Source organism: Burkholderia sp. TSV86, from assembly GCF_001522865.1.
Taxonomy (GTDB): domain Bacteria; phylum Pseudomonadota; class Gammaproteobacteria; order Burkholderiales; family Burkholderiaceae; genus Burkholderia.
Genome location: NZ_LOWB01000035.1, coordinates 1 through 15,077, shown reverse-complemented (window position 1 = coordinate 15,077; position 15,077 = coordinate 1). Strand labels below are relative to the sequence as shown.

Below are 15,077 nucleotides of genomic sequence, written 5' to 3'. Positions count from 1 at the left end.
TTTCAATCAAAGTTTCTTGGTCACGTGCTGACCGGTTTTGATCTCTGCGCCAGTTGAGTGCTCAGCGGCACGCGCAGCCAGTTGCGCCTCCAGCGTATGAATCCGCTCGAGCCGCTCATCCGCAAGCGCTTTCATCTCATTGAGCGCGGCATCGGTCTGCTCGACGCGTGTTTCGTGCGCCGCATTGGTTTCCTTTAGCTGCTTTTCGAGAAACATGAGTTTGTCGAGCCGCTCAATAGACAGCTTCTTGACTTCGTCCAATGCTTTGTTGGTCCCAGCCAGTTGTGCATCCAGCGCCATCAGTTGAGCAAGCCGCTCCTGCGACAGGCGCTTAGTCTCTTCGAGCGCCGAATCAAACGCCGTCGCTCGCTGATCCAGCGCTTGAATTTCCGACAAGCGTTCGAGCGACAGCCGTTCGGCAAAGCGAAAGGCCTTCTCGGTATCCCGGAGTTGCGCCTCCAGCGTATGAATCCGCTCGAGCCGCTCGTCCGCAAGCGCTTTTATTTCATTGAACGCGGCATCGGTCTGCTCGACGCGTGTTTCGTGCGCCGCATCGATTTCCTTTAGCTGTTTTTCGAGAAACACAAGCCTGTCGAGCCGCTCAATAGACAGCATCTTGACTTCGTCCAATGCTTTGTTGGTCTCGGTCAGTTGTGCATCCAGCGCCATGGCCTGGGCAAGCCGCTCCTGCGATAGGCGCTTAGCCTCTTCGAGTGCCGAATCAAACGCCGTCGCTCGCTGATCCAGCGCTTGAATTTCCGACAAGCGCTCGAGCGACAGCCGTTCGGCAAAGCGAAAGGCTTTCTCGGTATCCCGGAGTTGCGCCTCCAGCACATGAATCCGCTCAAGGCGCTCGAGCGTCAACTGCTCCAGATGGCCCTTGACTTCGATAGCGGCACGTAAATCGACTTCGAGTTGCCTTACCGCAGACCGCAGCGACTGTCTCAACACACCATACAACCGCGTGCCAACCGAAACCGATGCGCCATTCGAAATCGACAATGCCTGTGCACACGCAGAAGCCCGGTCGACAATCTCGACTGCGTCATTCATCGCAAAACCCATCGGCCGCCGCGTATTGCCGTAAAACTCCATCCAATCGCATTGAAAGAGCCGGCCAGCCGCAGTCAGCCCTGTCAGCCATGCGGCGCGCGCGCGCTCGGTCTCTCCGTCATGCCAGCACAACAAGCCCAAACGCAACGCCGCTTCCACCACCTTCGTTCCCAGCGTCGGCGTGATGTCTGCGACATCTGCGCTTGCAACCTGCTCGAAACCCGCTTTTGCACGAAGACGATCGCCGCTGCGCATGTCCAAGCGCGCGCGCAGAAAAGCCAACGACACGTGCCAACGCCTGACATGCGGATTGGACGAGCCGGCCTCGAGATAAGCGCACACGTCGGCGTCCCACTGCATCAGTGCGGGAGGCCGGGCGCCGGCCGGCAGTTGCTCGAGCAAACCATAGCCTTTGACCGCGAGCGCTGCGCCGCAATCAGGTGTCTTTCTGTCATGACGGCACAAGACATCGTCGGCGATGTCCATCAGCCCGTCTCGGCGCTGCAGGCGATAAGGAATCTCGACCATGCCGTGAACCAACCATGGATTCTCGTAATGCTCGGCGAAGTCCACGAGATGCGTTCGACCGTCAAACGCTTCATGCACGGTCTCCCGATACACGACGCCGTGACCGAGTTGCGGCGCTTTCATCCCGACGGCCAGCCACCACTCCGCCTCCGCGAGGCCAGCCGATTCGAGCGAAACAGACTCGAGCAACCGCGGCCTCGGCACCCATTCGCACGCCACATCGAGCCGCTTGCAGCCGCTCGCGATCTGCCGTGTTGCCGATTCAACGATGAAATGCTCGGCAATCTCGTTACGCAGCCTCTGCCATGTATACACATGAAAATGATACGGATTGGGATCCGCGCCAGTCTCGTCGCTCCAGTCGTTCGGCACGCTCGTCACGACCCGTCCGCCCGGCCGCAGGATTCGCGCAAACTCGCTCAGCAAGCGCCGCGGTTCAGCGACATGCTCCAATGTCTCAAACGAGACGACCACATCGAACGACGCATCGCCATAACCGCTCAACGCGTCCGGCAAATAGCCGGCTACATATCGTGCATTGCCACTGCCGAAACACCGGTTCGCGTAATCAATCGCCCAGTCGCTGCCGTCGATTCCAACGAACGTTGCTCCGAGCGACAAGTGCCGCATGACATGAGTGCCATAGCCAAGGCCGCATGCAGCATCGAGTACCGCATCGTTCGGGCGTATGAACTGCGACGCCCATTCATAGCGAATCACATGCGCATCGGAGCGGCGGCCGGCCTCGCGCAGCATGTCCATGTGGAGATCGCGCTCTTCAAGGAGCCGAGGCATCGGATACAGCGCTGCGGCTTGCACGTCGATCGGCTCGACAAGTGTCGCGAGCAACGGATCAGCTCGCTCGAGATCCGCATAGCCGAACACGCGGTGATAGTACGGATGCTTTCGGTAATCGAGCGAAAAACATCGCTTCTCCAGTTCGTCCCGCGTACCGATTTCGTCATCTGCCTGACGCTCGATGTAGACGCCCGCGATCCGATTGCGCTTGGCTTGCTCCAGCAGCCTCCATAGCTCGGCATCGGCCAGCCCGACACAGACGAGATAAGCCAGATCGTCATCGAGCCGCTCGCGCACTTCGCAGCCTGCGTCATACAGCATATTTCGGCTCGCGACCGGCATCTCGCCGCACACGACGAACCGCGCCACGCCGAATGCCGTCAACAGACGGCGCGCAATATCCATGTCACGCAACACGTTCTCCAGACATTTGGACCGCCCCATTTTCCAGCACGCGCACGCTGCAAACCGGGCAAATATCCGACACGCCGCCATACCAGCGTTCGGACCGATTCATCGACACGCGGAAAAATGCACTTTCATCCATCCAGTGCAGCATGCGTTGGTGGCCCGGCGTCATCAGCTTTTCTTCAGCGGCATACGACTGGATTTCGTAATATCCCTCGCCCAGCCGGCATTCGAAACGTTCGGACAATTCGATGATCTCGCCTGCCTGGAATACCCGCTCCCACGTAGATTTTGCTGCCGAAGCGGCATATTGATTGACGATATCCTGATTGAAGGTGCCGCCGGAATAGACCTTGACGCCCTCTTTGTTACGCAGGCGAATGCCAAGATTGAGGTGATTGATCGTCCGGTTGACGCGAAAACGCAATCTGACGTCGATGAGATCGCCGGGATAGAACAATTGGCACGCGGCTCCATGCTTGTCCAGCGTGGCGACTTCGAGGATCTCGACATCGAGATCGCCAAACGACATATCCGCCGTGCGATTGCGCCGCGGCATTCCGGCATCGTCAGCCGTCGCATCATCGTGCGGCGCCGCCGGCCGATCGTCGCCGGTCTCGGCCTCAGCAAGCGCCGGCACTTGAGCGGGCGCCAGCGGTTGACGCGCCGACGACAGATATTCAAGCACGTCACGTGCCTGGGCATTTTCCGCTTCGTGTAACAGGCGGCGATATTCGAGCACCACTTCCGACGACGAACCCGAGCATACGATGCTGCCGTCCTTCAGCAGCAGTGCACGATCAGTGAGCGTTCGCACCGACTCTTGATCATGCGAAACAAATAGCAAGCTGCCGCCGTCGCAGAGGAACCGTTCGATACGCTCGTAGCAACGCTTCTGAAAAAGCGCATCGCCGACTGCCAACGCTTCGTCGACGATGAGGATGTCCGGCTCAAGCTGAACCTGAACGGCAAATGCCAGCCGGACCATCATGCCGCTCGAATATGTCTTGACAGGTTGATCGATGAACTTTCCGATACCCGCGAAACGCTCGATGCTGTCAAAGCGTTCGTTGATTTCATTTCGCGCGAATCCGAGCATCGCGGCATTGAGGTAGACGTTGTCCCGCCCCGTAAACTCCGGGTTGAAGCCTGAGCCGAGTTCAAACAGGCCCGCGAGACGTCCGGTGGTCTCGACCCCGCCGACAGTCGGCTTCAGAATCTTGGCCACCACTTGAAGCAGCGTGGACTTGCCCGCGCCGTTCATCCCAAGGATGCCAACGCTCTCACCGCGCTTGAGTTCAAACGAGATATCGCGCAGTGCCCAGAATTCCCGATGAAACTTACGCTCCGTGATCGCATTCGGCAAACGCCGCTGCAACGGGCCCGGTAACGCGCGCATCAACCAGCGCTGCCCATATTGATGCAGCCGGTCGGACGGACTGCTATAGACATTAAATTTTTTACTGACGCCTTCGACGCGCACTATGTAATCAGAGGACATCGGCAAAACCCTCGGACGTTCTCGTGAACCAAATTAATCCCAGCCAAGCCACCAGCCAACCTCCAACGATGGAGACGCAATACATGACGGGGCTTGGAATCACCCCCCAGAGCAACACTTCACGCATCGACTGTACTTGCGCAGCAAGCGGATTGAATTGAGATAGCGTGCGAATCGTGCCGGGAGCATTCTGAGGCGGGTAGAAAATCGGCGTCAGGAACAACAACGCGGTCGTCACCAGCCCGACCAATTGCGCAATATCCCGCACGTACACGCCAAGCGACGCCAGAAACCAGCCGATACCAAGCGCCACCAATGCAACCGGAATCAGAACCAGCGGGAACAGCACAACAGTAGGCGGAATATGTCCGACCAGCACCCACTCCCCGACAAGTAATATCGCGACACTGATGAACGCGTTGATGGTAGCGGTAAAAACCGCCATCCACGGCAGAATAACCAACGGGAAAATCGATTTCTTAACAAGATTAGGCGACGCGGTCACCAGCGACGGCGCCCGATTGATGCACTCCGCCAGGAAATTAAATACGATCAAACCGGCGAACAGTACGATCGGAAACGCGATACTTCGTTGCCCTTCCGGATTCCAGCGGGATGCAAACACGACACCGAATACATAGGAATAAATTCCGAGCATTGCAAGCGGCAGCAGAAATGCCCAGCACACTCCAAAATATGACCCTTTATAACGGGCCGACAAATCACGCTTTGTCATTTCCCAAAGGAGAGAACGGTACAATCGCAGCGGGGCAAAAACCTTAAATGGACTCATTAATTACCTTAATCACCGAATATCACATCAAGCCAAATTTATCGTAAAAAAATAATCAATTTAATCACGCAAATTTATAATATGACTTGCTGCAACTAAGCAGTTATCCATGGGGTCTGGCCCACCCTCAAAGGATAAAGCTGGCGTGTCGCACTTATCGCTCACGCGAAGGGTAACATGGATGCGCTGCGGTGATCGAGGCCGGTGTAGAAAAGGGTTACTGTGCTCAGCGGACAGGCCGGCACGCCTCTGGCAAAGTTCGTTTTCAGGGAAGAAAATAAGGCGGTCAAAGTTGCATAGCCATTCACAAGCCGTTTAGCACGTAGCGCCGTTCAAAGCTTGCAGTTAACAAGCGTCAGCCAAACCGCGCCGTTGAATGAGCTTGTAAAGCAACTCAATTTCCATTGAGCATGTCCATGGTTGCCGCCGACCGGTTGGATAGACTCGCCGTTTGATTCGTTCTTTTTCAGCGCATGGAAAAATTTTCGCCATGCATTGACATGGCCATTAACGCGACGACTCGTACTCGGCACTGTGCGATGTGCCGTCATAAATGATTGGCTTTCGTCGAGAGTGAAATAAATTGATAAGGACTCCCCGATTATCGGACCGGCACCGCTCCAGCGCCGATTCGTCAATGAGCGTATTGCGTTAGCCAGCCAAATTCTTCGTTCGCTGCTGTTTCTCTTCTTGAACGCAATCGGCAAAGATAGCAACCCAGCTCGAACCGGTAACAGGCAAACGCGCAGGGCACTCGCGCGCTTCGCGCATAACACCTGCCGTGAACCGCAAGGAGTCCCGCCGCATGAGGCCCCCGTTGGCTGCATGGGCTTCATGCGCGCCTCCGAACGTTGAATCAAGCAGCGCAATGCCACTCGGCGCGTTCAGCTATCGAGCACATAAACGCCCGGCGCCGCTCCCCATCCCGGATCCGGCTCGCGCGCCCGCGCGTCGCCTGTCGAATGCGCGCGCAACCAGTCGCGCCAGCACACCCACCATGAACCCTGAACGGCCGCGACATCCCGCACGAACTCGTGCCGGCTTCTATACGGCGATCCCGCCTCGCGGGTCGCGCAACGATAGTAGCGCCCAGGATGCCCCGGCTCGGAGACGATGCCGGCGTTGTGGCCACCTGAAGTTAAAACGAAGGTCAGCGCATTGTGCGTCAGCAGGTGCAGCTTATAAACGGAGTGCCACGGCGACACATGATCGCGCTCGGTGCCGACGACGAACATCGGCGCATTGATGTCGGACAGCGCGATCGGCCGCCCGGCGATGCAGTAGCGTCCGGCCGCCAAATCGTTGTCGAGAAATAAGCGGCTCAGATATTCGGTGTGCATCCGATATGGCATTCGTGTCGTGTCTGCGTTCCACGCCATTAGATCATTCGGCTTAGAGCGGCGGCCGAGTAAATATTCGCTCATCATCCTCGACCAGATGAGATCGCGCGCGTTCAGCAGTTGGAACGCTGCTGCCATCTGCGCCCCATCGAGATAACCCTGCCGCCACATCAATGCATCGAGTGCGGCAATTTCGCTCGCGTCGATAAAAAGCCCCAGCTCGCCGGGCTCGCTGAAGTCCGTCAGCGCGGCAAGCAGCGTCACGGTGCGCAGCATGTCGCCGCGGCCGTCACGCGCAAGCGCCGCCGCCCCTATCGCAAGCAGCGTGCCGCCCAGACAATAGCCAATCGCATGCACCGCTTCGCCGCAGCGCATGCGCACTTCATCGAGCGCGGCAAACAGTCCGTCGTATAGATAATTGTCGAGACCAAGGTTGCGCGCTTCGGCACCGGGATTGCGCCATGAAATCACGAACACGGTGTACCCCGACTCGACGAGAAAGCGGATCAGCGAATCGTGCGGTTGCAAGTCGAGGATGTAGTACTTCATGATCCACGACGGTACGATCAGCAGCGGCTCGCGCGCGACCTTGTCCGTTGCCGGCGCATATTGCAACAGCTCGCATAGCGCATTGCGCCACACGACTCTCCCCGGCGTCACGGCAACCTCCCGGCCGGGCCGATATGCAGACACGCGGCGCGTTCGAGCGCCGCGCAGGCGGTCGCAAAGCTCGCTCCAATCGTCCAGCCAGTGCAGCGCGCCCGCCGCGAAATTCGCGCCGCCGCTGCGCAACGCCGCATCGATCACAAGCGGGTTGGTCGCCACGAAATTGCCCGGCGAACACGCATCGAGGCACTGCCGCGCAGCGAAGCGCACGAGTCCTTCATGATGGCGATCGACGCCGGGCACGCCGGTCGTCGCGTCGCACCACCAGCGCTGAGCGGTGAGAAATGCATTGCGATAACAGGAGAACGGCCAATGGGCCCAGCCGGGTGCGGTAAAGCGCGGATCGCCCGGCCCTTCGTGCACGGCCATGTGCGTTTCGTCGATGACGTCGGCATGCGGTTCGGGCGGTGCCAATCCGCAAACCGCACGCCCCACCTGCATCGCGAGATCGAAGCATTTGCCCGGCGAAACCGCGAGATGCATCGACCAATCGAACACCGCAAGCGCGAGCGACGCCGGCGACAATCCGAATGTCATCGCCGCGACAGCGGCCCGCGTCGCGCGATTCCATTCGTCGGCCGGCTGTTCGGGCGAATGCGCGCACCCGTCGTCGGCAAGCGGCGCTTCGCCGCCGCGCGCGATGCGCAGCGGCAACACCCCGTCTGCGTCAACCGGCGCGCGAGTGATTCGTTTGGAACGCGGCGTTTTCATTGCATATGCATGCCGCCGTTGATCGCGAAATCCGCGCCGGTCGCAAACCCGGCCTCATCGGAACAGATATACGCAACGAGTGCGGCGATCTCGTCAGGCCGGCCGAGCCGGCCGACTGGAATCTGCGGCAGGATGCGCTTTTCCAGTATCTCCGTTGGCACAGCCTCCACCATCGATGTCGCGAGATAGCCCGGCGATACGGTATTGACCGTCACGCCGTAACGCGCGAGTTCCCGCGCGAGCGCCATCGTGAAGCCATGTACGGCCGCCTTCGCGGCCGAGTAATTGGTCTGCCCGTAAGCTCCCTGCTCGCCGTTGACGGAGCCGATATTGACGATACGGCCATAACCGCGCTCGATCATTCCCGGCACAAACGGCTTGGTCATGTTGAACAACCCGTCGATATCGGTGCGCAACACCGTATCCCACTGACGCTTCGTCATCTTCATGAAGTTGGCGTCGCATGTCACGCCCGCATTGTTGACGAGCACGTCCACGCGCCCAAATTCGTCGAGCGCGCGCCGCGCGCATTGCGCACACGAATCGAAGTCCGACACGTCGACTTCGAGCGCGTGGAACACACGTCCGGCGTCGCGCTCGCGCGCCAGCCATGTCGCGACATGATCGTTGCGTTCGGTGTGGGAAACGACGACTGTCATGCCCGCCGCCAACAGCCGGCGGCTGACCGCGGTCCCGAGGCCGCCCATCCCCCCTGTCACGAAAGCCACCCGTTCAGTGTGCATGGGCCTCTCCTCGGCTGGCACGCCGGCCCGCTGCCGGCGCGAGCGGCGGCGACGGCTCGGCCAGCACGGCGTCGGTCGCAACAGCGGCTTCGGCCGCCGGACGCTCGAACGCACTGCTCCAACGGCGCAGCCCGTCGGCTTGCGCGTTCTGCGTCCAGCCGCGCACGGCAGCAGCCCAATCATGTTGCATGCGCACGCTCATTTCGCTCGCCTCCTGCCAAATCGCCGCGCTGGCATTCAAATAATCGTGCAGCGTCTTCTGGTTCGCTTCGACGAAAGCCCGCCAATCCGCCGCCGTTGCGAGTGCCGCACGCACATTGCGCGTGGCCGCGTAGTCCCGCTCGATTGCGCGCGCCTGCAGCCGGAGCCATTCGAGCCTCCAGTCGTGCATGCTTGATAGCATCCCCAACCCGGCATCGCAGCCGGCGCGGTAACCGTCGAGCGACACCGCGATGATGTCATTCGTCATCTTCACCCTCATCGATCGAGGCAACGGATGCGCGATCCGCCACGCACCACCCGGCCTCTGCCCGGCGGCCCTACCACTGTGCGGCCCGGCATGCCAGCGCCGCTTGACCTGCATCAAGCGAACGGCAAGCGGACGGCGCACGGCTTCCGGCACCCATACCGTTGACCTGTATCAAGCGAAGCCGGGCGGCCGCCTCCTAGACTGAATCGCATCGACGCTAACCCCTCTCACGGAGCACCGGCGATGAGCTACAAAAGCCTGGTTGTACATCTCGACACCAGCGAACGCGCGCCTCTGCGGCTCGATCTCGCATTGCGCATCGCCCGCCGTTTCGACGCTCATTTGACGGGCCTGTTCGCAACTTTCACGCCCGATCCCAGCTCGTTCTATGTGATGGCCGGTTCGGCCGATTACTTCGCCGAACACGCGCGCCTGCGCAACGAGCAGCGCGGCGCGATCGAACGGCTGTTCCATGCGGAAACACTGCGCGCTCGCGTCAGCCGCCGCTGGGTGGCTATCGGCGAGCATGCCAATCGGGCTGCATTGCCATACGTGCGCTGCGCGGATCTGACGATCATCGGCCAAAGCAACCCGGACGATCCCGAGACCTATATCGACGAGCACTTCCCCGAACGGCTGGTGCTGGCTGCGGGCAAACCGGTGCTGCTCATTCCGCGCACGGGCGCGTTTCCGATCGTCGGCGAACGTGTGCTCGTCGCATGGGACGGCAGCCGCGAGGCGACGCGCGCCGCGCACGATGCGTTGCCGTTTCTCGAGCGCGCCAAGCGCACGCTGATCGCGACGGTGGGTGACGAAGCGCTCAGCGAGCCGTTCGGCGAACGCATACCCGGCGCGGATGCGGCGCTCATGCTCGCACGCCATGCGCCGGACGTGGACGTGCTCGACATCGCCGGCGGCCCCGGCGTATCGGTTGGCGACGCGCTGCTGTCGCGCGCGTATGAATCCGGCGCAGACTTGATGGTCATGGGCGCATACGGTCACGCGCGCTGGCGCGAACTGTTGATGGGCGGCACAACCCGCACGGTGCTCGCGTCGATGACGCTTCCCGTGCTGATGTCGCATTGAGCACGGCAATGCGGATCCGAACCCTTCTCGTGCTCAATGCAGGCTCGTCGAGTATCAAGTTCGCGCTGTACGCGTACCCGCCGCACGGCGATCCGGCCCGCCAGCCGCTGCACGCAGGCGAAGTGCAAGACATCGGCGGCCACGCATCGCTGCGCGTCGACGGCGAACCGCCCCGCGTGCTCGCGGCCGCCGCCGGTGACCCGTATCGGGCCGCACTCGCGCCGATCATCGCGTGGCTCGACGAACGGCTGCCGAATCTGGACGTGGCGGCCGTCGCGCATCGCGTCGTGCATGGCGGCGCACACTACGTCGCGCCGGTCATCGCCGACGACGCGACGATCGGCGCGCTGCGCAAGTTGATTCCGCTCGCCCCGTTACACCAGCCGCACAATCTCGACGCAATCGACGCCTTGCAACGCGTGTTGCCCGGCGTGCCGCAAGTTGCGGTGTTCGATACGGCCTTTCATCACACGCTGCCGCGCGTCGAACGGTTGTTGCCGCTGCCTCACGCATGGTTCGACAAAGGCGTGCGGCGCTATGGCTTTCACGGTTTGTCCTACGAATACCTGACGGTCGCGCTCGACGAAGCATTCGGAACGCGTGCGCAAGGCCGCATGATCGCCGCGCATCTCGGCAGCGGCGCAAGCCTGTGCGCATTGCGGGAACTGCGCAGCGTCGCCACTACGATGGGCTTCTCCGCGCTCGACGGCTTGATGATGGGCACCCGCTGCGGTTCGCTTGATCCCGGCGCGGTACTGCACTTGCTCGATGTCGAACGGCTGTCGCATCGCGCGCTCGGCCAATTGCTCTATCACGACGCAGGGCTCAAAGGGTTATCCGGCCTGTCCGCCGATCCGCGTGTGCTGCTCGCGCACGAAACCGATGACGTTCGCGCGCGCGATGCGCTTGCGCTGTACGTGCATCGCATTGTTCGCGAAATCGGCGCACTCGCGGCCGTGCTCGGCGGCCTCGACATGTTGGTGTTCACCGCCGGCGTCGGCGAGCATTGCGCGCCGGTGCGCGAGCGGGTATGCGCCGCGCTCGGTTGGCTCGGCGTCGCACTTGATCCCGCGGCCAATGCGGCGAATACACATGTCGTCTCGCGCGACGGCAGTGCCGTGACAGTCGTTGTCGAGCCGACCGACGAAGCCTGGATTGCCGCGCGCAACGCATTGCGGTTACTACGCCGCACAGTGGGCGCCGGCACGCGAACGACTTCTGAACAGGAACTGCCATGACCTACAAAACCTTGCTCGTTCATTTGGACAATAGCCGGCACTGCGCGAAACGCGCCGCGTTCGCGCTCGAACTCGCCCAGCGTTTCGACGCGCATCTGATCGGCTTGTATGCGGCGGGCAACAACCCGTTCGAGCTGCTGTATCGCCCCGACAAGGCGCCGTTTGCCGAGGACCAACGGCAGCACGCGGTACGGCGAGACGAGGCCAAGCACGCATTCCTGGCGGCGGCCGAACGCGCCGGCCGCAGCGTCGAATGGCGCGCGCCTGTCGGGCCTATCTCCGAAGTCGCGCCACTGCACGCCAGGCATGCCGACTTGCTGGTGCTCGGCCAGCCCGACCCGGACGATCGCGCAGCCGACGCCGCCCCGTATCATTTTGCGGCCGACATGCTGATGGCGAGCGGCCGCCCCGCAATCGTGCTGCCACGCGCTGCCGTGCTTGCCCATTGCGGAGAAAACGTGCTGATCGGCTGGGACGGCAGCCGCGAAGCGAGCCGTGCCGTCACCGATGCGCTGCCGCTGCTGATACACGCGCGCTTCGTTACCGTCGAGACAGTGCGGCCCGGCAAGCGGCACGAGCTTGAAGCCACGCCCGCAGGCATCGATGTCTCGGCATACCTTGCGCATCACGGCATTCGTGCGTCGTTCTCAACAACGCCATGCGATGCGGGCGGCGTCGGCGTGACGCTGCTCAATCGCGCGAGCGATTTGCATGCCGATTTGCTTGTGGCTGGCGCTTACGGCCATGCGCGTATATACGAGCGCGTACTCGGCGGCGCAACGCATACGATGCTTGAAACGATGACAGTGCCGGTGCTGATGTCGCACTGACAAGAGTGACAATGGCGTTTGACGGACGAACCGGCTGCGCCCGCCGCCGCCATGCGAATCGGAAACGGCGTCATCACGTCGACGCGAACACGCATAAAACATTTGGCGGCCGATCCGGCCCCATCACGCCATCCAGCATGTGCAGCGGCGGGCAGCGGCACGCGCGGACATCGAATCAGCGCGGCCCCCATGCCCGCTACCGCTGCGATGGTTTCTCGTCCGACGATTCACTCACCGATTCGCGCACCATCAGCACCGGCCGGTCGGCCATGCGCAACACCGATTCGGCGACGCTGCCGACCCACATGCGCACCATCCCGCGCCGCCCGTGCGTTCCCATCACAATCAGATCGGCGTCGTATTGCGCCGCCGTCCGCACCAGCACCTCGGGCACGCTGCCGCCATCCGCATCGATCGCGCGCACCGCGCCGCACACATTGCGCTGCTGAAACACTATCTTCGCCGCTTCGAGCGCCGCCGTCGCAGCCGCGACGGCGATTGCGTCCTCGCGCGTCGGCTCGTCGACGAAACCACTGCCGACATCGACAAGCCTCGGCGCGTGCTCGACGACGCACCCAGCCATCACCGAGCCGCCCGACACCGCAGCGATACGGACCGCTTCTTCCAACGCGAGGCTGGCGCAGCGGCTGCCGTCGAATGCCACAAAAATCCGCTGGTACATATCTCCTCCGATCATCGATTCGTCCGCCGCCGCCGCGGCATCATCCGTTGCCAGTCTGACGCTGCCACGCCATGACAGCTTGACGTCAATCAACCGCGCGTTGCTTGCGGCATACGCGAACGACGCATCGCGCGATGCGAAGCCGCAACGTTATTTGGAGAAATGTCCCAACCCATGCACAATCGCATACCAGCCTCGAGCGTGCGCGCATCATGCGCGGCGCTTGTACACACGCCATAAAATCGGGCGAACGGCCCGGAAACAACTCATGACTGCCAGCGCGCCCTCCCCCAACGCCGCGCCGGCGCCGCGCTCCCTGCGTCGGGCTGCGCGCTGCCGATTGCGTTGCCGATTTTCCTGCCCGGCACGACTGCGTGGTTTGCGAACGCCCGCTGCCGCGCGAAGCCGTGCGCAAGACGCCGTGCGCGCATGCTTCCGGTCCCACGCCTGCCGCCTCGTCGCCCCGCCACTGTCCGCAATCACATCAGCCGCCTGCCTTGCACGCGTCAGCCCGGCATGCCCGACTGCGGCCGCGCCGCCGCCGGCCGCCCAACCGCGAGGACCTCTGTCATGATCAAAGTGCTCATTGCCGATGATCACACACTGGTTCGCGACGGCCTGCGCCACATCCTGCAAAACGCCAGCGGCTTCGAAGTGGCCGGTCAAGCATGGGATGGCGCATCGACGGTCGCGCTCGTGCGCGACACTGAGGCGCAAGTGCTCGTGCTCGATCTGTCGATGCCTGGGCGAACCGGCGTCGAGCTGATCAAGCAGATCAAGGACGAAAGGCCCGCGCTGCATATTCTCGTGCTCACCATGCACGCGGAACAGCAATACGCAGTGCGCGCATTTCGAGCGGGCGCATCCGGTTATATGACGAAGGAAAGCGCGAGCGCCGAACTCATCGGCGCAGTGACGAAAGTTGCAGCAGGCGGTGTCTACGTGAGCCTTACGATGGCCGAACAACTGGCGCAGAGCCTGAACGAGCCCGCCGGCGCGCTGCCGCATCAGCGCTTGTCGGATCGCGAGTTCGAAGTGTTCCGGCGTATCGCCGCAGGCGAATCGATTTCCGAGATCGCGCAAGCGCTGTATGTCAGTGCGAAAACAATCAGCACCTACAAAACCCGGATTCTCGAGAAAATGCAAATGCCGCACGAAGCCGCGCTCATTCGCTATGCGATACGGCACAAGCTGGTGGACGATTCTGACGAGGACTAACTCGACAGCAGCAAACTTGCACGGGCGACGTGTGCAAACGCAATCGCGTCCATCCGATGCCCGCGGCGCTCGGCGCGCGTTGCACCGTGTCATCGCTTCATCCCCCATCGTGCTGCGTTTCGCGGCGCAATGCCAACATGAAAAAACGCCGGATTTCATCGAGCAATTCCGTTTCTGCCGCCACGAAATCGAACGATTGCCGAACTTCTTGCGCGTAGCGCTTGCGCCATGCGTCGGTGGCACGGCGCGCCGCCGACGCACGCATTGCATCAAGCTCGGGCGTACGCAACGCATGGTCGGCAATCAGCGTGACGCCCTCGCGCGCCACCTCGAGCACACCGCCCGCGACCAGTAAACGGCGCGGCTCGCCCGTGCCAGCGTCGACGACCGTGACGACTCCAGGACGAATCCGCGTGAAAAGCGGAGTATGTCGCGAATAGATGCCAAGATCGCCGCTCTCGCCCAGCACGACGACAAAGCGCGCGTCACCCGCATAAAGTACCCTTTCGATACTGAGAACATCGATTCGCAACAGTGAGGACATCACGTCCTCCATCGAGCCGGCAAAGCGCCTGTAACGTTCCCGCCCATTTGCGTTTTCCCAGCCATTTTCCGCGCCGCCTGAAACAGCGCTTCATAAACCTCAACACGCGAGCGGCATCCGGGGCCACCGCCTGCCGCGTCACATCCGCCCGGTTTGCCGCTTTTCTGCGGATAGCAGCGCGCATCGGCAATGCGCGGCAAACTGGCCGCCGCCGAATCCCACGGCTTTCCGATCGAATGAGAAATGCATGCGCCGCACCACCGGCACGAATCGATACGTGCGCCGCCTCATGAACTCGCGTCCGTCCCGCCGACTTTCGAGCGCATGCCTCGAATACACATAGCCATGCAACGAACAACACGCATGACTCAAGGCTATCTGCACGCAAGCCGTGAATCGGCCCGGGTTTTTCGGAGACCTCAACCTTTGAGAGAATGGGGTCATGGAAACCTTAAAACCTGAAAGCAAT

The 15,077-nt window shown here is 61.7% G+C and carries 13 protein-coding genes; 4 read left to right on the top strand and 9 right to left on the bottom strand.

Annotated features, from left to right (window positions below; genetic code table 11):
• Nucleotides 1-6: 6 nt before the first annotated feature.
• The 6 genes from WS68_RS06100 to WS68_RS06075 all read right to left on the bottom strand — a co-directional run bounded on the left by WS68_RS06100 (nt 7) and on the right by WS68_RS06075 (nt 9,010).
• The gene (locus WS68_RS06100) at nt 7-2,784 is read right to left on the bottom strand and encodes a class I SAM-dependent methyltransferase (RefSeq protein ID WP_059569943.1); all 2,778 of its coding nucleotides are present in this window, start codon (nt 2,782-2,784) and stop codon (nt 7-9) included.
• Nucleotide 2,785: 1 nt separating this feature from the next.
• Nucleotides 2,786-4,288, bottom strand: a complete 1,503-nt coding sequence (locus tag WS68_RS06095) for an ABC transporter ATP-binding protein (RefSeq protein ID WP_082709828.1) — start codon at nt 4,286-4,288, stop codon at nt 2,786-2,788.
• Nucleotides 4,278-5,081 (bottom strand): ABC transporter permease, encoded by an 804-nt coding sequence (locus WS68_RS06090; protein WP_082709827.1) that lies wholly within the window; start codon nt 5,079-5,081, stop codon nt 4,278-4,280. The genes WS68_RS06095 and WS68_RS06090 overlap by 11 nt, the downstream gene beginning before the upstream one ends.
• An 884-nt stretch (nt 5,082-5,965) precedes the next feature.
• A complete protein-coding gene (locus tag WS68_RS06085) occupies nt 5,966-7,798 on the bottom strand; it encodes a PHA/PHB synthase family protein (RefSeq protein ID WP_082709826.1) in 1,833 nt (610 codons plus the stop codon).
• On the bottom strand, nt 7,795-8,541 hold the full coding sequence (phbB, locus tag WS68_RS06080; protein ID WP_059569941.1) for an acetoacetyl-CoA reductase: 747 nt from the start codon (nt 8,539-8,541) through the stop codon (nt 7,795-7,797). The genes WS68_RS06085 and phbB overlap by 4 nt, the downstream gene beginning before the upstream one ends.
• Nucleotides 8,531-9,010, bottom strand: a complete 480-nt coding sequence (locus WS68_RS06075; protein WP_059569940.1) for a hypothetical protein — start codon at nt 9,008-9,010, stop codon at nt 8,531-8,533. Before WS68_RS06075 ends, phbB begins: the two co-directional genes overlap by 11 nt.
• Before the next feature lie 243 nt (nt 9,011-9,253).
• Between WS68_RS06075 and WS68_RS06070 the strand changes: the two genes are divergently transcribed.
• The 3 genes from WS68_RS06070 to WS68_RS06060 are packed head-to-tail and all read left to right on the top strand — an operon-like array spanning nt 9,254 to nt 12,164.
• Complete coding sequence (locus tag WS68_RS06070; protein WP_059569939.1) at nt 9,254-10,096, top strand: universal stress protein; 843 nt, start codon at nt 9,254-9,256, stop codon at nt 10,094-10,096.
• Between the two features lie 8 nt (nt 10,097-10,104).
• A complete protein-coding gene (locus WS68_RS06065) occupies nt 10,105-11,334 on the top strand; it encodes an acetate/propionate family kinase (RefSeq protein WP_059569938.1) in 1,230 nt (409 codons plus the stop codon).
• Entirely contained in the window at nt 11,331-12,164 is an 834-nt protein-coding gene (locus tag WS68_RS06060) for a universal stress protein (RefSeq protein WP_059569937.1), read from the top strand. The genes WS68_RS06065 and WS68_RS06060 overlap by 4 nt, the downstream gene beginning before the upstream one ends.
• A gap of 196 nt (nt 12,165-12,360) precedes the next feature.
• Here the strand turns inward: WS68_RS06060 and WS68_RS06055 are convergent, their stop codons facing one another.
• Nucleotides 12,361-12,846: a universal stress protein gene (locus WS68_RS06055; protein WP_059569969.1), complete on the bottom strand. Its 486-nt coding sequence runs from the start codon at nt 12,844-12,846 to the stop codon at nt 12,361-12,363.
• Between the two features lie 570 nt (nt 12,847-13,416).
• Between WS68_RS06055 and WS68_RS06050 the strand changes: the two genes are divergently transcribed.
• The gene (locus WS68_RS06050; RefSeq protein ID WP_059569968.1) at nt 13,417-14,064 is read left to right on the top strand and encodes a response regulator; all 648 of its coding nucleotides are present in this window, start codon (nt 13,417-13,419) and stop codon (nt 14,062-14,064) included.
• Between the two features lie 97 nt (nt 14,065-14,161).
• Here WS68_RS06050 and atpC read toward each other — a convergent pair whose 3' ends face one another.
• Together atpC and WS68_RS28755 are read right to left on the bottom strand one after the other, a co-directional pair.
• Nucleotides 14,162-14,608: an ATP synthase F1 subunit epsilon gene (gene atpC / locus WS68_RS06045; RefSeq protein WP_059569967.1), complete on the bottom strand. Its 447-nt coding sequence runs from the start codon at nt 14,606-14,608 to the stop codon at nt 14,162-14,164.
• Between the two features lie 138 nt (nt 14,609-14,746).
• A partial coding sequence (locus WS68_RS28755) for a hypothetical protein (protein WP_231752956.1) occupies nt 14,747-15,077 on the bottom strand: 331 nt, incomplete at its 5' end.